Here is a 19,059-nt window from a genome sequence, read left to right on the forward strand (position 1 = left end):
CGGAAACGGAGAAATCGTGGCTTCCATTCTTGACAGAATCCTTCGATTCGGCGAAGGACGAGTCCTGCGCAACCTGGCGTCCATCGCCGCGCAGGTCAACAAACTCGAACCGACGGTCGAGGATCTGTCCGACGAGGAGCTGCGCGCCGAAACCGATGAGTTCCGCAAGCGCCTGTCCGAGGGCGAGACCCTCGATGACATCCTGCCCGAGGCCTTCGCCGTCGTGCGTGAGGCTGCCAAGCGCACCCTGGGCCAGCGCCCGTATGACGTCCAGATCCAGGGCGGCGCCGCCCTGCACATGGGCAACATCGCCGAGATGCAGACCGGTGAAGGTAAGACGCTCGTCGCCACGATGCCCGCCTACCTCAACGCCCTGGAGGGCAAGGGCGTGCACGTCGTCACCGTCAACGACTACCTCGCCTCCTACCAGTCCGAACTCATGGGACGCGTCTTCCGCTTCCTGGGCCTGACCACCGGCTGCATTATCGACGGCCAAACCCCGGCCGAGCGCCGCGTCGAGTACGCCGCGGACATCACCTACGGCACGAACAACCAGTTCGGTTTTGACTACCTGCGCGACAACATGGCGTGGAGCCCGGAGGAAATGGTCCAGCGCGGCCACAATTTCGCGATCGTCGACGAAGTTGACTCGATCCTCATCGACGAAGCCCGCACCCCGCTCATCATTTCCGGGCCCGCATCCGGCGACGTCAACTCCTGGTACACCGAGTTCGCTACGATCGTCGCCCGTCTGAAGCCCGGCACCGACTACGAGGTCGATGAAAAAAAGCGCACGATCGGTATCCTCGAGCCCGGCATCGCCAAGGTCGAAGACCACCTCGGCATCGATAACCTCTACGAGTCCTCCAACACCCCGCTCATCGGCTTTTTGAACAACGCCATCAAAGCCAAGGAACTGTTCAAGCGGGACAAGGACTACATCGTCGCCGGCGGCGAGGTTCTCATCGTCGACGAACACACCGGCCGTACGCTGCACGGTCGGCGCTACAACGAAGGCATGCACCAGGCCATCGAAGCCAAGGAAGGCGTCGAGATTAAGGCCGAGAACCAGACGCTTGCCACGATCACGCTGCAGAACTACTTCCGCCTGTACGACAAACTCGCGGGCATGACCGGTACCGCCGAGACCGAAGCGGCCGAGTTCATGAACACCTACGAGATCGGCGTCATCCCGATCGCGACGAACAAGCCCAACCAGCGCACCGACCAGGCCGATCTCGTCTACAAGAACCAGGCCGGCAAGTGGAACGCCGTCGTGGAAGACATCGTCGAGCGCCACGCGACGGGCCAGCCGGTCCTCGTCGGCACAACGAACGTCGAGAAGTCCGAAATGCTGTCGAAGATGCTGAAGAAGCGTCGCGTCCCGCACACCGTGCTGAACGCCAAGCAGCATGAGCGCGAAGGCCACGTCATCGCCATGGCGGGCCGCAAGGGCGCCGTCACCGTCGCCACCAACATGGCCGGCCGCGGTACGGACATCATGCTCGGCGGCAATGCGGAGCACATCGCGATCGAGAACCTCAAGGCCGCGGGCCTGGACCCGACGGAGACGCCGGAGGAATACGAGGCCGCGTGGCCCAAGGCGCTGGAAGATGCCAAGGACGCGGTGGCGGCCGAACACGATGAGGTCACCGAGCTCGGCGGCCTGTACGTGCTTGGCACCGAACGCCACGACGCACGCCGCATCGATAACCAGCTGCGCGGCCGCTCCGGCCGTCAGGGCGACCCGGGCGAATCCCGGTTCTACCTCGCCATGGACGATGACATCATGCGCCGCTTCGCCTCCGGCGCCGCCCAGCGCATCATGTCCTCCGACGCCTACCCCGAGGACATGCCGCTGGAGTCCAAGATCGTCACGCGCGCGATCGCCTCGGCACAGCGCCAGGTCGAATCGCAAAACGCGGAGACCCGCAAGAACGTCCTGAAGTACGACGACATCATGAACCAGCAGCGCACGATCGTTTACGACCGGCGCCACAAGCTCATCATGGGCGAAGACGTCTCCGAGCTCGTCGATCAGTTCCGCCACGACGTCATTTCCGGCATCGTGCGCGCCTACACGCTGCACGGCACGGGCGAGAGCTGGGACCTCGACGAGATGTTCGAAACGCTCAACCGCGTCTACCACGTGACGATCACCAAGGATGATCTGATCGAGGATGCGGGCGATGTCAACCGCCTGACGCAAGAGGGCCTCATCCGGGAGCTGACTTCCGATATCGACGTGGCCTACGCCGAACGCGAAGAGGAGATCGGCGAGGAGATGATGCGCGACCTGGAGCGCCGCGTCGTCATGACGGTGCTGGACCAGAAGTGGCGCGAGCACCTCTACGAGATGGACTACCTCAAGGAGGGCATCGGCCTGCGGGCGATGGCCCAGCGCGATCCGCTCGTGGAATACCGCAAGGAAGGCTACGACCTCTTCCAGTCGATGGAGGAAGCCATCAAGGAAGACGTCGTGCGCTACCTGTTCTTCCTGCAGGTCCAGCAGCCGGGCGAGGCGGAGGCTGCCGGGCAGCAGAGCCCCGAACCGCAGCCCGCCCCCGAAGCCGCGCCGGCCAAGGCGAAGAAGGCTTCCCCGCTTGCGCTCAAGACGCCCGAGCGGCCGTCAGCGCTGACGTATTCGGCCTCGGCGAGGGATGGCTCCGGCCAGAGCGAGGCATCGGCGCCTTCCGGCCAGGGTGCCGCCTTCGGGCTGGACGAGGGAACGGCCGCGCCGCAGGGCGGTAACCGCGCCGAGCGCCGCGCCGCGAAGAAGGCCCGCCGAAAGCGCGGCCGCTAGAACGTTCAGCCGATCTGGATGGCGGTCACCATCCAGCGTGCCCGGCGCACGACCATCTCGAAGGCGACGGCGCGCACCCGCTCGCCGTCGAGGATGGTGGCGATGACATCGACGCGCCCCTTGGCAACCGAGGAGACGCGCACATTGCGCACGACGGGGCGTTGCCGATCGCTCGGCGGCGCTACCCGCAGCGCAAGGGACGCGCGGCGCGCCAGGGAAGCGTAAACCTCGGGGGAGACCCACCGGTTGACGTGCGTGATCGGCCGAAATCCCGTGAGGACTTCGAGCGTCGCGCGTAAAATCGTGTGCGACCAGACCGAGGGATGGGGCAGGGTCTGGGAGGCGCCGCGCACGGCCCGGCGGGCCAGGCGCGCGTCCACCGATTCGATCAAGAATTCGTGGGGCGTCGAAAACGAAATCGCGAGGGGATCAAAGGCGAGCTCCTCATCGCTTCCGAAGGCTTCCTCAACGCTGAGCGCCGACGTCGTCATGGCTGGTCCTTTCCTAGGGACAGTTCTTGCCCGGGATAGATGAGATTGGGGTCGGTGATGGCGGGGTTCAGTGCAGCGATTTCTGCCACGAGCCGCGCCGTTTCGGCATCCGAGGGGGAATCCAGCTCGGCCTCGATGATGCGCCACAGGCAGTCACCCGGTTGGACCTCGTAGGTGGTGGCGACGCTCGGGGCGGGCGGGGGCGCCGGGGCCGGATCCAGGGGCGGGAGCACCTCGGAATGCGCCACTGAGGCGGCCGGTGTGGGCGAATCGCCGGTGGCGGGGGCGGCCATCGCGGCCGAAAGCGGCAGGCCCGCTCCGAGAGCGACGCCGAGCGATGCGACGGAGGCGCCGCGCACCAGGCGTGAGGTCAGCGGCGCGAGATAACCAGCGACGGCGCTGGCTCGCGCCCGGCCGGCCAGGACGAGGAGCGCAAGGATGCCGGAGGCGGCGTACCAGGCGCTGAGTGCGGCGGCCAGGACGAGCAGTACGGCCGCGACGCCCGATTCGTAGTTGCGGGCCTGCCACACCGGGGAGACGAGCACCTCGCCGATCGTCGTTGTGGCGAGGCGGGTGAAGGCGATGGCACCCGCGGCACCGAGAGAGCTCAGGAGCAGGGAGGCTAGGACTCGTTGTTTCATCTCTCGGAACCTCGGTTCATATCGTTTGATATTGTTTGTTGTTCTTATGTCTAGTCGAGGTTCCGTTCGTTGTAAAGCCCTGTGGAGAACTTGGGGGTCGAGCAGCTACGGTGAAAACCACCTAGGCATGAAGGAGGCAGCGATGAGTGATGGGCTCGATCCCGCGATTTCTCGGCTGCTCATGGACCTGTCCGATCGGCTCGCGACGATTGAGAGTGCGCAGCTGGAAGCCGAGTTAGTGGAGGCCGAACGTTCTTCGGTGGGGATCACCGAACGGCTTACCTCGTCCCTTGGCGCGAAAATGCACGTCGTGATGCAGGGTGGGCACAGCGCTGATGGGGTATTGCAAGACGTGTCGGCAACGTGGGCGCGGCTCGAGCGCGCCCAGGCTCACCACGTCTTTGTAGCGATCGCGAAGATCGCTGTGATCAAGGGGCTTGGGCGTGCTTCCCACACCCATCGCGAGGTCGATATTCGGCGGAGTTGGGGTCACGTGCTGCGGCGCTGCGGCGCGCAAGGGGTGCGGGTAAGAATTTGTAGCGCGCAGCGCGAGATCACCGGGCGAGTGCTCGGTGTGGGAAAGGACGTCGTTGACCTGGAGCTCGACGATGGCTCGCGGGCGGCCGTCGTCTTAGATCAGATAGAAACCCTCGATACGTGGGGGCTGGCGAGCTAGGCGTTTTCCTGGCTCAGCTGCTCCACGCGGGCCGCGTTCTCGCGGTATTTCTGCTGGATGTAATCTTCCAGCACGCTGGCTTCGATACGCCACTGGCCGCGACCGCCCACCTGGATGGCAGGGATTTCCCCGGAGCGCACGAGTGCGCGCGCCTGGATCATGGAAACGGCCAGCTGTTCGGCCAGGTCCGAGAGGGTGAGGAAGCGTGCGGTCATGATCCAAGTATGGCAGAGCGGGCCAAAGTGCAACAAAGTTATCCACAATCAGCACAACGCACTTGCGGCCAGCACGTGACCTTCGGCATAGTCTGGTCCATGACCTCTCGTCAAAAACGCGCCTCTCGCATTGTTGCCATGCGTCCCTCGCTGCGCGATCCTCGTCTCGCCGTGGGCATTATCCTCGTCGCGGCGGCCGTGGCGCTCGGGATCTATCTTGTCAACGCCGTCGATCATCGCGTCGGAGTATGGGCTGCTACATCGACGCTGACGCCGGGCAGCGAGTTGCGCGGAAACGTCGAGCGGGCCGAGGTTCACGCCGATGTGGCGAGCCACTATCTCAGTGCGGAGGACGAGCCGCGCGGCAGCGTGACACGCACGGTCGGCAAGGGAGAGCTCATTGCGCGCTCGGCGACGAGCACGGACGAAGGCCAGGAAAAGACGCGCTCCGTCGTGATTCCGCTCGGAACACAATTGCCGCAGCAAGCGAGCCGGGGCAGCGTCGTCGATGTCTGGTTCATTCCGCGGGCGACTCCCGGATCGGAGGGCTCCGAACCCGAGATCATTGCGGCGGACGCGATCATCGAGCAGGTCCATACCGCCGGTGGGCTGGGGGTCAATAACCATGGCTCAATCGAAGTCTCGGTTCGCGAGGACAATGTGGCGGCGGTGCTGAAGGCGCTTGCTGGCAACGGCGTCATGTCAGTCGTGCCCCAGGGCGGGACGCTATGAGTGTTGGCGTCCTGATTGCCGTCACGGGCAAGCTCGAGCCATTGCTCGTGCGGGCGCTGACCAATCACCGCGGCGAGGTGTCGGTGGTGCGGCGCTGCGGGGACGTCGGCGAGCTGCTCGCGGCGGCCGCGGCCGGTATCGGCGGCATTGGCGTGCTGGACGCCTCCGGCGGGGACGTGAGCGCGCAGGTTGTCGCCGATCTTGCCCGCCACGGGGTGCGCGCACTGCTGCTCGCACATCCCGACGACGTGGAACGCACGGCGGCGCTCGGGGCGGCGGCGACGCTGCCGCTGGATACGCCGCCCGCCGAGATCGCCGAGCGTATTGCCGAGCTCGCGTACCGCGGCGAGGAGCCAGAGCCGGAGGCGGAGGCGGCGGCGATGCCGCCCCCGCCGCCCTCGCCGACGCGGCGCCAGCTGCGCGCCGAGGCGAAGGTCGGACGCGAGGCGCGGATCATCGCCGTGTGGGGCCCGCCCGGCTCGCATGGGCGCTCGAGTCTGGCAGCGGCGCTCGCCCACGCCCTCGTGCGTTACGGCCGAGTGCTGCTCATCGACGCGGACCTGGCGGCGCCCTCGCTCACGCCGCGGCTGGGGATCCTCGATGATGTGTCCGGGCTCGCGACGCTCTCGCGCCGCGCCAACCAGGGCCGGCTAGACGAGGAGGTGCTGGCCGGCGCCGTCATCGCCTCGCACGGCTTCGACCTCGTGACGGGTATCGGCCGGGCGGATCGCTGGCGCGATATCAGCACGGCGACGATCGAGCCGATCTTGGCGCTCGCGCGCGAGCACTACGACGCCATCGTCATCGACGTGGAGTCGGTGCCGTGGCCGGCGGCCGATGGCTATGACCAGTTCGGCGCGCAACCCGGCGCCGTGCGCGAGGAGATCCTGGCCGCGGCCGATGATGTGCTGGTGGTGGCGCAGGCCGATACTGTCTCGATTGCGCGGCTGATCACGCACGTGCAGTCGCACCCGGTGACCGAGCGTGAGCACGTCGTCGTGACCGCGGTGCGAAACGCGGCCGCGGGCTCGGACGCCGCGCGCTCGGTCCTCGAAGTGCTCTCGCGGTTTACTTCGGTTGAGCGAGCAACGCTCATTTCAGATGAGCGCAAGGCCCTCGATGCGGCTCTGTTGGCCGGGGCTCCGATCACACAGAGCGCGCCGCATTGCGCGATGTCGCTCGTGGTCGGCGAGCTGGCGTCCGAGCTCATGGGCACGGCCGCGCCGGCGCGGCCTTCGGTGCTGAAGCGGCTCGCCGCAACGTTTTCTCGCTCAGCTGCTACCTGACCTGGCACGATAGAGCTATGCGCTGTTTCTTGCCGCTCACCCGCGCCGATCTGATGAACCCCGCCCCGAACGCTTTTAATGCCGGTGCCCGTGCGTGCGCGGATACCCGCGCATTGCAGCGTGAGGTGCCGGAGGCCGATGAGGAAGAGCGCGAGCTGATCGCGACGCTCGCGGCCGGGGACTATTCGGCACTTGCATACCAAGAGGGGCCCGCGCGGCGCATCGTCGTCGCCGTTGATGCCCGGGTGCAGGAGCTGACGAACCCGGAGCTTGCCTGCGATGTCGAGCTAGCCGAGGCAATCACCTGGGGCGATGCCGTCGCGCTGCTCGTGGACGAGGCCGCGGCCGAGGAATGCGTCGCTGCGGCCGGAAGTGATCAAGCAGCCCTTGAGGGCCTGGAGGATTTCGACCTGCTGTGGTTTGACATCACCGAACGCGATGATGTCATTGCGCAGCTGGAAGGTTAACCGGCGTAGACCCGCAGCGTGGAGGTGGCGTCCTCGCGTTTCGTGACCTCGATGCGGTCGGCAATCTGCTGCTTCATCTCCTCGACGTGGCTCACCACACCGACGGCCCGGCCGCTTGCGTGGAGCTGGTGGAGCACACTCATCACCTGATCGAGGGTGCCGCTATCGAGCGAGCCGAAGCCTTCGTCGATAAACAGCGTGTTCATTTCGATGCCGCCGTGGGTGGCGCGCACGGTATCGGCGAGGCCGAGGGCGAGGGAGAGGGCGGTATAGAAGGTTTCGCCGCCGGAGAGAGAAGATAGGGACCGCGTCCTGCCGCGCGCCGCGTCGAAAACCGTGAGGGAAAGCCCGAGCTTTCGGTTGCGTCCCGACTCGCGTTCGTTACTGCGCTGCAGGTGATAGCGCCCATCGGAGATCTCGGCCAGGCGCTCGTTGGTGACGTGCAAGACGGAGTCGAACATGTCGAGTACGACGAACGTGGAGAGCGTCAGGGAGCGGCCGTTGCGGCCGTCCGCGAGGTGGCCGAGGGCAATCTCATCGACGACGCCGGCGGCCTGGCGGTCGTATTCGGCTCGCGCGCGCTGCGCCGTGGTGCGGGCGGTCAGGACGGCGTCGCGCCACGATGTGGCGACGGCGGCAAGAGCGCTGGTGCGCTCGTTGCGGGAATCGGCGGCACGTCGCAATTCCTCCACCTCGGTGAGGTCAACCTGGCCGTGCGCGAGAGCCGCGTGATTGGCCGGATCACCAAGGACGGATGCCACCGTCACGGTGGCCTCGCGGTGCGCCGAAATGCTCGCGGCCAGTTCCGTGCGGCGCTCATCCGTCAGGGCCGCACGCTGGGCGGCGTCGAAGCTGGCAAACTCCGATTCTTCTAGGTGGCGCTTCAGGTTGGTGCCAGCGCGGGTGATGCCGGCAAACATCTGGATGGCGCTCTGGATGATCGTGCGCGCACGGTCGTTGTCCGTTCGCTTGGCCTGCAGTTCGGTGGCGAGTTCCTCAATGGAGGCGGCTCCGGCGAGCTTGTCGCCCAGCGTTTCTTGTTCTTGTGCACGCTCCGCGCGAAGAGCCGTGAGGCGGTCCGCGCTGGCTGCGCGCCGCTCTGCCAGGTTGCGGCATTCGGCGTCGAGCTCGACCCGGCGGTGCTGCAGCGCGGCGATGGCATCCTTGCGTGCGGTTGCGCCGAGCTGGGCCTGTTCGGCGGCGGCGAGCGCATCAGCGGCCTGCCGATACGCACTCTCAGCCTCGGCAAGCTCGCTCCCTCCGGCAGCGCTGTGTGCTTCGGCGTGTTGCTCGCTTGCTTCGCTCAGGCGCACCCGCTGTGCGGCAAGGGCCTCGGCCGACTGCTGCGCCTCGGCGATGGCGGCGCGCACGTCGGCAGCGGTGACGTCGGTGTCATGGGGCGAAGCCGGATTGGGGTGTTCCAGGGCGCCACACACGGGACAGGGCGAACCGGGGCTGAGCTCAGCGGCAAGATCGCCTGCGGTGTGGCGGACGTGTGCGTCTTGCCGGGCTCGAGCGCGCTCGTTCGCTTGGTGGGCGGCGGCCTCACATTGCGCCACGGCCTCTTGCAGGCTCGCGATTTTCTTAAGGAGCGTCGCGGCTTTGTGCGCCGCCTGCACGATGGCCTGCTGGCGGCTCGCGTGTTCGCGCAGATCTTCTACATTGGCTGCGGACGTAGTGAGTTCCGCGAGGTCACGTTCCTGTTCGGTGAGAGCTGCCGTGGTGGCTTCGAGTTCGCTCGTCGCGGCCAGGTGACGTTCGCCATCGGCCTCATCGACCTTGGTGAGCTCGGCGAGCTCGTCGCCGAGAGCCTCGATGCGCCGAGCATGTCCTTGGAGGGCGGCGAGCTCGCCTTCCGCGCGCTCGATGGAGCGTGCGCTCAGCTCGAACGCGTTCTTGGCACTCAACAGTTCGGCTTCGAAGGGGGAACGGTCCACGTCGATGATCTCGTCGACCGACGAGGGGAGACGCGATGGCACGTCTGATGTGGCCAGCTCATCCAGCGTCGCGTTGAACTCGGCGATATCGGTCGTAAGCTCCGTGCTAGCGGCAATGATCGGGCGCGCGCGCATATCGGCCGCGACGGCCGCCTCCGCCTGGAGAATATCTGCCTCGGCGTCGTCAAGCTCGCGCCGGCGCAGCCTGGCAGTCTCGCAATCGTGCTGGCGGCGTGCGATGTCGCTTAGCCGGGACGCTTCGGCCAGCGTTTCGTCGTAGATGCTGCGGGTTTCGATGGCATCTAACCGGGCCGCCTCCGCGATCGATACGACAACCTCGATTCGTTCGTCGAGGACCGCATCCAGCTCGGTATTGCTCAAGAGTTCAGGATCGGGGATGCTCGCGTCCACGTCGGTGACAGGCTGCGGGGGAGTGAACCGGGAGCGGGTGATGGCCTCGGGGACTTCTTCCAGGGTGTTCGTGACGGCGAGCAGTTCGACGGCGGCGTTTCGGGCGGCGCGCTCGACGAGTTTTTCCGCTTTACTTGCCCGCTCCTTCAGTGCATTTTGGAGGTCCTGGTAGAGCTTGGCGCCGAGAATATCGCGCAGGATCTCGGTGCGGACTTCGGGCTTTGCGGTAAGGAAGCGCGAGAATTGGCCCTGGGGAAGGACCATCGTTTGGGTGAACTGCTCGCGCGTGAGACCGATGATTTCCCCGAGCTTAGTGCCGGCATCTGCGACCTGGTGGGCGATAACCTCACCCGCGTCGGGGTTGCCAATATCGTCAGGCCCGCTCAGTCGCAGCAGGAGGCAGGTCCCGTTACGGGTCGTCGTGCCGGTGCCGCGGAGTTTAGGTGCCGTGTGCTCCGGAGTGCGCCGGACGCGATAGATCCCGTAGTCGTTAGAAAAGGTGAGCTCGACCCATGGCGTCGTGCTCGGAGCCGCGAGGCTGTGGAGGCGTTCCTTTGTGGCATTGTCGGCGCCGCTGCCAGACGCGCCGTACAGACCGAAGACGATCGCGTCAATGAGGGTCGATTTTCCGGACCCCGTCGGACCCGAGAGTAAGAAGAGCCCGGAGGTGGCAAGCTCATCGAAATCGATGGCGTGGTGATCAGAGAACGGCCCGATGGCTTCGAACTCGAGGCGGTGCAGTCTCATCGTGTGCGCTCCCTTGCCAGGAGGCCTTCATAGGTGTCTTGGAGGACTGAGCGTTGAGGTGCGGTCATGTCCTCGCCCGTGACATGGGAAACGAAGGTCTCGACGACGGTGAGGGGATCGGCGAGTTGGCGCGCCGTGACTGTGACGGATTCGCGGATCACCTCGGTAGGTTCGTGTGTGAGCGCGAGCAGGTGAGGGAAATGGTCCTTGAGTTGTGTAAAGGCCTCGCGCGGCCGGACGGTATCGGTGAGGATCGCCTTGACGCGGGTCTTGTCGGACACATCGGTTCGGCCCAGCAGCTCGGCCAGGGTGCCACGCACGACGGCAAGGGGATGGCGCACGGGCGCCGGAATCTCTTCCAGGGAGACTCCTGCGGAGGTGATGTCCACGAGCGAGGATGACTTCACGTCGTTAGCTTCGGAGAACGAAAATGCGAGGGGTGAGCCCGAGTAGCGGGTGCGGCTGGCGGCCGAAATATTTTGTGGGCGGTGCAGGTGGCCGAGCGCGACGTAGTCGGCACTGAGCGGTGCAAAAACGCCGACGGGAATGCGGTCGACGCCACCGACTTGAATGTCTCGTTCAGACTCGCTTGGCTCACCGCCAGCAACGAAGGCATGCGCCGCCACGACGAGGTGAGCACCTGCCTCGCGCGCGGCGGCGGCGACCGGGTCGAGTTCACGAACCACAGCGTTCATCACGGCTTCGTGGCTACGGGCGGGCAGCTGGCCATCTGGTAATGCGAACGCGCGGCGCGCGGCGTCGACGTCGAGGTAGGGGATCGCAAGGAAGCAGGCCGGGCCCGATGCGCTCGGGATCGTCACGGGTTGCAGCGCTGAGCGCGGCGAGGTGCGCAGGTGGAGGTGCTCGTTGGTTAGGCCCTCGAGGAAACCGAGCCGCTGCGCAGAATCGTGGTTCCCGGCCGTCAGGATCACGTGGGTGAGTTCGGTCAGTCGGCGCAGCGTAGCGTGCAGCAGCTTGACCGAGTCGACCGGCGGGAAGGCGCGGTCATACACATCGCCCGAGACGAGCACCGCGTCCACGCTTTCGCTGCGCACTAGATCGATGAGGTGATCGAGATAGGCGGCGTGATCCTCGCTCAAATCACTCTGGTGCAAGGTGCGACCCAAATGCCAGTCAGCGGTGTGTAAGAGCCTCATGCCTCAAGGGTAGGAGATGCTGCCGACACGCTAGGAGGCGTGTGGGTCGGAGGCGTTGGCGAGCAGGGAACGGACCTCTTCGTGCAGGCGCCCGTTGGTCGCGACGGCGTTACCACCGAAGGGCCCCGGTTCGCCGTCGAGGGAGGTAAACGTTCCGCCGGCCTCGGTCACGATCGGGACGAGCGCCGCCATGTCGTACAGGGCGAGTTCGGGTTCGCATGCGATGTCGACGGCACCCTCAGCGACGAGCATGTAGGACCAGAAGTCGCCGTATGCGCGGGTCCTCCAACACGATTCGCTCAGCGTCAAAAACGAACGCAGCCTGCCCTGTTCCGCCCAACCGTGCAGCGAGGAGTAGGACAGCGAAGCATCGGAAAGCGCGCCAACGTCGGAGACATGGATTTGGCGAGCTTGGCTCATTGAGCGTCCCGTGAACGCGCCGTGCCCCTTCGCTGCCCACCAGCGGCGCTGCAGTTCGGGGGCCGAGACAACCCCGACGACCATTTCCCCTTCGATCGCTAGCCCAATGAGGGTGGCCCACACGGGAACGCCACGCACGAAGTTATTCGTGCCATCAATCGGGTCGATGATCCACTGGCGGGCTGACGTCCCCGTCGTGCCAAACTCCTCGCCCACGATCGAATCGCCCGGGCGAACCCGACGCAGCTGCTCGCGAATGATCTTCTCGGCCGTGCGATCCGCCTCGGTGACGAGCGTGAAGTCCGGCTTGGTCTCGACGGAAAAATCGTGCGCCTTGAACTGCGCGGACGTGTAGTTGTCCACCTGCGCGGCAAGATAGTGGGCGAGGCGGAGATCATCAACGTAGCTGGTGGCCATGGTCCTTAGGCTACCGGCCACGACGCCGAGCCGGGCCGGGGCACACCTAGCGTTCGTAATCCGGCAGTGCGGCTTCGCGAGCAGCAAGCAGCCGCCGATAGGACTCGACGCGAGCGGCAGCCCGGGGTGATGTCTGCGCGTAATCGCTCAGGGCACACTCCAGCGAATCGGCGCGGTGCTCACAGCCTCGCGGACACTCGGCGGCGACGCGAGACAGGTCGTCAAAACCACGCAGCAGGTCATCAGGCTCGACATGCGCCAAACCGAAGGAGCGCACGCCCGGTGTGTCGATAATCCACGTGCCGTCCTCGCTCACGAACGCGATAGCCGAGGTCGAGGTGTGACGGCCGCGGCCGGTGACGACGTTTACGTCGCCCGTCTTTCGCGCGGCATCGGGCACAAGCTCGTTGACGAGCGTCGATTTGCCGACGCCCGAGTGGCCGATCAGGACCGTGCGACTGCCGCCGAGCAGCTCCCGCAATTCGGCCATCCCCGTCGCGTTGCCGCTCGTGTCGATAGAGGTCGTGACGATCTCGAGATCCAGCGGCTCGTACAGGCGCCGCATCTCAGCATCGGAGGTCAGGTCGGACTTTGTCAGACACAGGATGGGCCTCAGTCCGCCGTCATATGCGGCGACGAGGCAGCGGTCGATCATGCCAGGGCGCGGCGGCGGATCGGCAAGCGCGGTCACGATAAGGAGCTGATCAGCGTTAGCCACAATGACGCGCTGCTGCCCGCTTGATTCGCCGTCTTCGGCGCTGCGAGCCAATTCGGTTTCGCGCGGATCGACCTCCACAATTCGCGCGAGAGTGTCCTTCTTACCGGAGAGGTCAGAGGTCAACGCCACCCGGTCGCCGATGACGACCGAGGGGATTTCTCGCGCTTTGACCGCGACGAGCGCCACGCCGTCATCACTGAGGACGCCGTAGCGGCCGCGATCGACCGAGGTGACGGAACCGCGGGGCGCCCCCGAGTAGTCGGGCCGGCGCTTAGTGCGCGGACGAGACCCACGGCCGGGACGAACCCGGACCCGTGGGTCATCGGTACCTATATCGCGTCGGCGGGCCACTTACGACCTAGTCGTCGTCGCGGTAGCGCGCCTTCAGCTTCTGCTTGGTGTCCTTCAGGTCGGCGCGGTGCTCCAGGTAGTTGTCCCAGCGCCAGCCCAGCGACGGCTTTCCGGCGCGGTCATTGGCGGCGTAGAGCAGGCCGCCCGCAAGGGCCCCGCCCTTCAGCAGGTTCGCGGTGAACTCCTTGCGCTGGCCAGCGGACTTCGCCTGCCACAGCGGGTTGGAGGTGACGACGAGCGGCAGGTTGATGGCCGCGAGTGTGAGTGCAGCGGTGCGCGGCTTACGGCCGGTGGCCAGGCACAGGCCGGCAACAGCCGAGACACCACCAAGGACACGGGCGAGCATTTCCGTGTCGGAGGACAGCGCCGGCGGCAGACCGAGCTGGGTCAGGGGCTTTTCGAGCGTCGCGAAGCGCTCAGCGTGTTTCTTCGGGTTGCGCACGGCATCGATGCCTTCAGCGATGAAGGGGGCCGCGAGCAGCGGGCGGGCGAGCAGCTTGATGATCATGCCTTCTAGTCTGCCACGCCCACTTAGCCAATGCGATAACTCCCGTGGAATATTCGCACTAGTATCGGGCGTTAACCCTTCTATGACCCTCACCTCCAAGCCTGCACGCGCCGCGATCGAGCTCGCGGTTGCCTGGCTACGGCTAGGCTTGATGGTGATGACTACTTATTCCGACGACGAAGATTTCGACGTCGACTCCGATGGCGCGCCCGTGCGCGTCGATGCCGGCGAAACCCCGGAAGAGCGGCTCGCACGTTTTGAATCCGATGCCATCCCGCACCTCGACCGCCTCTATGGCGCTGCCTTGCGGATGACGCGCAATCCGGCCGACGCGGAAGATCTCGTCCAAGACACCTTCGCGCGCGCCTATGACAAGTTCGACCAGTACAAACCCGGCACGAACCTGAAGGCCTGGCTGTACCGGATCATGACGAACCTGTACATCAACTCCTATCGCAAAGCCCAGCGGCAGCCGATCCAGGCAGACTCCGACGGTGTTGAGGACTGGCAGCTACACCGAGCCTCGTTGCACGATCCGGTGGGTCTGCGCTCGGCCGAGGCCGAAGCTCTGGATCGCATTCCCGACAAGAGCGTGCAAGCAGCGCTGATGGCGCTGCCCGAGGACCGCCGTCTCGCGGTCTACCTGGCCGACGTCGAAGGATTTGCGTACAAAGAAATCGCCGAGATCATGGGTACGCCCGTTGGCACAGTCATGTCCCGGCTGCATCGCGGCCGCGCCCAGCTGCGGGAGTCGCTGGCTGATCGCGCCCGGGAATATGGAATTGAGGTGGACTAGGCATGAGTGATGATGATTGCCGCTGTGAAGAAGTGCGGCGCAGGTTCTATGAGCTCCTCGATGCAGAACTCGATGATGACCTGTGTGCGCGCCTGCAACGTCACGTTGAAGAGTGCCCCGAATGCCACGAAATTGCCGATGTCGAGGCACACATCCGGCGGGCTCTGAAACGGGCATGCACGGAGCGCGCTCCGGAACAGCTACGAGCACGCGTTATGAGGATCACCGTGCAACGCACCACGTATTACAGCTGAGTGCAGAAGTTGTGGGAGAATAGGCCAGTTGCCAATATCCAGGAGGAACCATGAGCAAGCGTGGCCGCAAGCGCAAGGATCGTCGTAAGAACAAGGCGAACCACGGCAAGCGCCCCAACAGCTAAGTGCGGGCTAGCCAACGAAAAGGACCCACATGGGTCCTTTTTTGTTGCCGATTCGAGAGCGACAGCCGGGTGGGGGTCGAACTCGAGACGTGATCCGGTCGCGGTATTGCGTACTCCATAGCTACGACGAAGGGGCCGGGATTGCTCCCGGCCCCTTATCGCTCAATCGCTAAGAGATTGGCGTTGCGTCAAGCTTCCAGACATCGCGTGAGTAGTCGGCGATGGTCCGGTCGGAGGAGAAGCGTCCGGAGTTGGTGATGTTGATCCAGCACATCCGCGCCCAGGCGAGCTGGTCGCGGTAATCCTCGGCCATCTGGTCGCGTGCCGTGCGGTAGGCATCGAAGTCGCCCAGGACGTAGTACAGATCTGCCGGTTCGTAACCGGGCGATTCCAACAGGGAACGAATCAGGTCATGGAACATTCCGGTATTGCCATCATCGAGCGTCCCATCGGTGAGAGCGTCAAGCGTCCGCTTGAGGCCGGGGACGGTCTCGTAGAGATAGCGCGGGTCGTAGTTCTCCCGAAGTGCAGGTAGCTCTTCGACCTTTGCCCCGAAGATGTAGGCATTGTCGTGCCCGACCGCTTCGACGATCTCGACGTTCGCACCATCGAGCGTGCCAAGGGTCAGGGCACCGTTCATCATGAACTTCATGTTGCCCGTACCGGAAGCCTCCTTGCCAGCCGTGGAGATCTGCTCGGAGATGTCGGCGGCGGGGATGATGTGCTCGGCGGGGGAGACATTGTAGTTCTCCACGAAGACGACCTTGAGCTTGTCGCCCACTTCGTCATCGTTGTTGACCAGGCGCGCGATCTCATTAATGAGCTTGATGATCGCCTTGGCCCGAACGTAGCCCGGAGCGGCCTTCGCACCAAAGATCGCGACCCGCGGAGTCAGATCCCAATTCGGGTTGTCCTTGATCCGGAAGTACAGGTCGAGCAGGTACAGGGCATTCATGAGCTGCCGCTTGTACTCGTGCAGCCGCTTGATCTGAACGTCGAAGATCGCATCCGGCGAGATGTCGATGCCCTCGCGGTCCTTGATCCACGCGGCGAAATCGATCTTGTTCGCGTGCTTGATCTCGAGCAGCTCTTGCATGACCGAGTCGTCGCTGACATAGGACTCGATGGTCTTAAGCTGGTCAAGGTCCGTTACCCAGGCATCCGATCCCACGAGGCGCGTGAGGAGTTTGGCCAGGCGCGGGTTGCACTGCTGCAGCCAGCGGCGAGGGGTCACGCCATTGGTTTTGTTGTTGAACTTCTCGGGCCAGATCTCGTACCAGTCATGCAGCGTGTCATGCTTGATGATCTCGGTGTGCAGTGCCGCGACACCGTTGATGGAGTAGGCGGCGTAGCAGGCGGTCCAGGCCATGTGGATTCGTCCCGACTGGATCGGCGCCATGTAGTCGATCTTGCCCTGGTCGAAGCCTTCCTCCGCGAGTTCGAGGCGGAAGCGGCGATCGATTTCCTTAATGATTTCCAGGACGCGGGAGAAGATCTTGTCAAAGATCGAGTACTCCCAGGTCTCAAGGGCCTCAGCAAGGACGGTGTGGTTGGTGTAGGCGAACGTGTTGGTCACGACGTTCCAGGCATCTTCCCAGCTCAGGTCATGCTCATCGAGCAGGATCCGCATGAGCTCGGGGATGGCAAGGACCGGGTGGGTGTCGTTGAGCTGGATCGAGTTGTAGGCGGCAAACTCGGTGAGGTCCTCACCATGGTGGGCGATGAAGTTATCGACCATCGACTGCAGCGAGGCCGAGACGAAGAAGTACTGCTGGCGCACCCGCAGCACCTTGCCCTCATAGGTGGTGTCGTTGGGGTACAAGACGCGGCACAGATCGTTGACGCGCTCACGTTCGACGATCGCATCGGTGAAGCGCTGGGAGTTGAAGGCGTCGTAGTCGAACTCTTCCATCGGTTCGGACTTCCACAGCCGCAGCGTGCCGACATTGTCAGTGCCGTAGCCAGTAATCGGCATGTCGTAGGGGATCGCGCGCACGGTCAGATCATCAAACTGCACGATGCGCTGTTGTTCTTCGCGGCGAATGACGAAGGGATAGCCCTCTTCCATCCACGGGTCGGGGTGCTCGCACTGGAAGCCGTTGGAAAACGACTGCTTGAACAGGCCGTAGCGATAGAGAATTCCGTAGCCGGTTACGGGCAGGTCCTGGGTGGCGCAGGAGTCGAGGAAGCAGGCTGCGAGACGGCCGAGGCCGCCGTTTCCGAGGGCAGCGTCGTGCTCAGATTCGAGAACGTCGGTGAGGTTCTTGCCGAAGGCGGATACGGCCTTCTTGGCCTCGTCGACCATGCCGAGGTTGGTGAGGTTATTCAGCATGGCGCGGCCCATGAGGAACTCAGCGGAGAAGTAGTGCTGCTGGCGGCCGGCGGCGTAGGCCTGGGTGGTCTTTTCCCAGCGGTCGGCGATCTGCTCGATCAGGGCGGCGGATAGGCCCGTCCAAAACTCGTAGTCGGTGGAGTTTTCGGGCGTGCGCCCGGCGACGGTGCGCACCTGGGCGCCGAGTCGTTCGGTCAGGTTTGTCATCGGATGGCTCCTTTAATGGATACACACGTTCGGGCCAGCACCGGCCGGCCCGACTGATGCCAGCCTATCGGGTTAGGGACGTACCTCGCGGATAACCGCCGACGAAGGTGAGGGCCTTCACCTCGGCTCGGAGGTGAGGTCTGCCAGGAGAGCGGCGGTGAGGGTAAAAACGCCCTGGTAGAACATCGACGCGCTGCGCAAGGCGAGTTGCTCGCAGGCGGTAATCGCCCAGGTCCCGAGGTAGGCGTGCGCCCACGCGCGTGCGTGGTCTTCCTTGTCGGCGCGCGCGGCCGCTGCGATCGCGGCCAGAATGACGCCGAGGTGATCGGCCGGCAGGTCGCTCTCGACGAGCACGCCATGGGAGGCAAAGGCCTCTAACACGTCATGCGGATTCACATCACGGTGCTGACGTGCGATCGGTTGGGCGTTGAGTTTTACGTCGGGGGCAAGCTGGCGGCGGTAGTCCGCGCAGATCTTGGCACCGGACTCACGCGCGAGGGCGGATTCGACGACGAGGTCGGCGCCGCGCTGGAAGACGGCGCCGCTCAGCGGCCAGCGCGAGGTGACGTCGGGATTACGAAGGTAGGCGATCTGATTGTCGCGGGGCTCGGCGATAAACATCGCCGCGAGTGCCGCGAGCGGCCGGGCGAGGTCCGCGATCGAGTGCGTCACCGGAGTGAGTGACATGCGGCCTCCTTGCGATGGAAAATGATCTGGCTTCCATCGTGTCTCGCAGCCGGCCCGTTTTAGCAGGACGGAAGGCCCAGGAGCTAGAGACGCGGAGAAATCCAGGACTCCCAGCCCTGGTTCAGAACCAGCCAGGCAAGCAGGCCGTAGCCGATTTGTCCCGGGTGCTTCCCGTCGAACTGTGCGATGTCGGCGTGCCACTGCTCGTGCGCCGAGAGCGGCGCGTAGGTATGAACATAGGGCACGGATCGGCGCTGACATACGTCAGCGTAGGCGGCGGAAAGCTCGGCGATGTCTCCGGGCGCAGTCAGCGGCGGCGGCCCCACCACGAACGCGGGGATGCGATATTCGGTGGCGCCATCAAGAATGTTCGCGAGGTTCAACCGGGAACGGGCGGCCGAAAGCCCGGAGCGAACGTCGCCGATGCCGAGACCAACGATGAGCCGAGTTTCCTCACGGTGGCTGATGCGGCGTTCGGCCTCGGTACGCCAGCCGTGGGCAAGCTGGGTGGTGTCGACAGCGGGAAGCGCGAGGTTGGCGATGAAGGCGGGCTCTGGCAGCTGACTGCGCGCCATGACGCGTCCCACCCATCCGAGATAGCGGGCATCGCCAAGTCCGGCAGCGAGCTCGTCTCCGATGACCACAATGCGCATGTGCGCCCCTTTCTGTCAGTTCCATTGT

Annotated in this window: 19 protein-coding genes; 8 read left to right on the plus strand and 11 right to left on the minus strand. The window is 64.9% G+C overall.

The window, feature by feature from the left end; translation table 11 throughout:
• The first annotated feature begins 16 nt into the window (after positions 1–16).
• The gene (secA, locus tag BLU67_RS00735) at positions 17–2,803 is read left to right on the plus strand and encodes a preprotein translocase subunit SecA (RefSeq protein ID WP_092560997.1); all 2,787 of its coding nucleotides are present in this window, start codon (positions 17–19) and stop codon (positions 2,801–2,803) included.
• Positions 2,804–2,808: 5 nt separating this feature from the next.
• On the opposite strand, the gene BLU67_RS00740 is transcribed toward secA, so the two are convergent.
• Together BLU67_RS00740 and BLU67_RS00745 are read right to left on the minus strand one after the other, a co-directional pair.
• A complete protein-coding gene (locus BLU67_RS00740) occupies positions 2,809–3,294 on the minus strand; it encodes an Rv3235 family protein (protein ID WP_092560999.1) in 486 nt (161 codons plus the stop codon).
• A complete protein-coding gene (locus BLU67_RS00745; RefSeq protein WP_092561001.1) occupies positions 3,291–3,935 on the minus strand; it encodes a LysM peptidoglycan-binding domain-containing protein in 645 nt (214 codons plus the stop codon). Before BLU67_RS00745 ends, BLU67_RS00740 begins: the two co-directional genes overlap by 4 nt.
• Before the next feature lie 142 nt (positions 3,936–4,077).
• Between BLU67_RS00745 and BLU67_RS00750 the strand changes: the two genes are divergently transcribed.
• Positions 4,078–4,611, plus strand: a complete 534-nt coding sequence (locus BLU67_RS00750) for a hypothetical protein (RefSeq protein WP_092561003.1) — start codon at positions 4,078–4,080, stop codon at positions 4,609–4,611.
• Here the strand turns inward: BLU67_RS00750 and BLU67_RS00755 are convergent.
• Positions 4,608–4,826: a helix-turn-helix domain-containing protein gene (locus BLU67_RS00755; protein ID WP_176780640.1), complete on the minus strand. Its 219-nt coding sequence runs from the start codon at positions 4,824–4,826 to the stop codon at positions 4,608–4,610. The genes BLU67_RS00750 and BLU67_RS00755 overlap by 4 nt on opposite strands.
• Positions 4,827–4,925: 99 nt before the next feature.
• On the opposite strand from BLU67_RS00755, the gene BLU67_RS00760 reads away from it, so the two are divergent.
• From BLU67_RS00760 to BLU67_RS00770, 3 genes are read left to right on the plus strand one after another with little or no spacing between them, the layout of a single operon-like run.
• Positions 4,926–5,558 (plus strand): hypothetical protein, encoded by a 633-nt coding sequence (locus BLU67_RS00760; protein WP_143027293.1) that lies wholly within the window; start codon positions 4,926–4,928, stop codon positions 5,556–5,558.
• Entirely contained in the window at positions 5,555–6,844 is a 1,290-nt protein-coding gene (locus BLU67_RS00765; RefSeq protein WP_092561007.1) for a CpaE/TadZ family protein, read from the plus strand. The genes BLU67_RS00760 and BLU67_RS00765 overlap by 4 nt, the downstream gene beginning before the upstream one ends.
• 17 nt (positions 6,845–6,861) lie before the next feature.
• Positions 6,862–7,311, plus strand: a complete 450-nt coding sequence (locus BLU67_RS00770; protein WP_092561009.1) for a DUF6912 family protein — start codon at positions 6,862–6,864, stop codon at positions 7,309–7,311.
• On the opposite strand, the gene BLU67_RS00775 is transcribed toward BLU67_RS00770, so the two are convergent.
• Genes BLU67_RS00775 through BLU67_RS00795 form a run of 5 tightly spaced genes read right to left on the minus strand, consistent with a single transcriptional unit; the run spans position 7,308 to position 13,977 of the window.
• On the minus strand, positions 7,308–10,406 hold the full coding sequence (locus BLU67_RS00775; RefSeq protein WP_092561011.1) for an AAA family ATPase: 3,099 nt from the start codon (positions 10,404–10,406) through the stop codon (positions 7,308–7,310). The two genes, BLU67_RS00770 and BLU67_RS00775, sit on opposite strands and share 4 nt — an antisense overlap.
• On the minus strand, positions 10,403–11,563 hold the full coding sequence (locus tag BLU67_RS00780; protein WP_092561013.1) for a metallophosphoesterase family protein: 1,161 nt from the start codon (positions 11,561–11,563) through the stop codon (positions 10,403–10,405). Before BLU67_RS00780 ends, BLU67_RS00775 begins: the two co-directional genes overlap by 4 nt.
• A 30-nt stretch (positions 11,564–11,593) precedes the next feature.
• A complete protein-coding gene (hisN, locus tag BLU67_RS00785) occupies positions 11,594–12,400 on the minus strand; it encodes a histidinol-phosphatase (protein ID WP_092561015.1) in 807 nt (268 codons plus the stop codon).
• A gap of 46 nt (positions 12,401–12,446) precedes the next feature.
• A complete protein-coding gene (rsgA, locus tag BLU67_RS00790; RefSeq protein ID WP_092561017.1) occupies positions 12,447–13,469 on the minus strand; it encodes a ribosome small subunit-dependent GTPase A in 1,023 nt (340 codons plus the stop codon).
• Between the two features lie 7 nt (positions 13,470–13,476).
• A complete protein-coding gene (locus BLU67_RS00795; protein ID WP_092561019.1) occupies positions 13,477–13,977 on the minus strand; it encodes a DoxX family protein in 501 nt (166 codons plus the stop codon).
• A 157-nt stretch (positions 13,978–14,134) separates the two neighbouring features.
• Between BLU67_RS00795 and BLU67_RS00800 the strand changes: the two genes are divergently transcribed.
• The 3 genes from BLU67_RS00800 to BLU67_RS12670 are packed head-to-tail and all read left to right on the plus strand — an operon-like array spanning position 14,135 to position 15,152.
• Entirely contained in the window at positions 14,135–14,773 is a 639-nt protein-coding gene (locus tag BLU67_RS00800) for a sigma-70 family RNA polymerase sigma factor (RefSeq protein WP_222842308.1), read from the plus strand.
• Positions 14,774–14,775: 2 nt separating this feature from the next.
• Complete coding sequence (rsrA, locus tag BLU67_RS00805) at positions 14,776–15,027, plus strand: mycothiol system anti-sigma-R factor (RefSeq protein WP_092561023.1); 252 nt, start codon at positions 14,776–14,778, stop codon at positions 15,025–15,027.
• A gap of 50 nt (positions 15,028–15,077) precedes the next feature.
• A complete protein-coding gene (locus BLU67_RS12670) occupies positions 15,078–15,152 on the plus strand; it encodes a 50S ribosomal protein bL37 (RefSeq protein WP_014300525.1) in 75 nt (24 codons plus the stop codon).
• A gap of 169 nt (positions 15,153–15,321) precedes the next feature.
• Here the strand turns inward: BLU67_RS12670 and BLU67_RS00810 are convergent, their stop codons facing one another.
• From BLU67_RS00810 to BLU67_RS00820, 3 genes are all read right to left on the minus strand, one after another.
• Positions 15,322–17,691 (minus strand): glycogen/starch/alpha-glucan phosphorylase, encoded by a 2,370-nt coding sequence (locus BLU67_RS00810; protein WP_092561025.1) that lies wholly within the window; start codon positions 17,689–17,691, stop codon positions 15,322–15,324.
• Positions 17,692–17,808: 117 nt separating this feature from the next.
• Positions 17,809–18,378, minus strand: coding sequence for a molecular chaperone TorD family protein (locus BLU67_RS00815; protein ID WP_092561027.1), 570 nt, complete (start codon positions 18,376–18,378; stop codon positions 17,809–17,811).
• Between the two features lie 83 nt (positions 18,379–18,461).
• Entirely contained in the window at positions 18,462–19,031 is a 570-nt protein-coding gene (locus BLU67_RS00820; RefSeq protein ID WP_092561029.1) for a GDSL-type esterase/lipase family protein, read from the minus strand.
• Positions 19,032–19,059 lie beyond the last annotated feature (28 nt).

The sequence above is a fragment of the Bowdeniella nasicola genome, from assembly GCF_900107735.1.
Taxonomy (GTDB): Bacteria; Actinomycetota; Actinomycetes; order Actinomycetales; family Actinomycetaceae; genus Bowdeniella; species Bowdeniella massiliensis.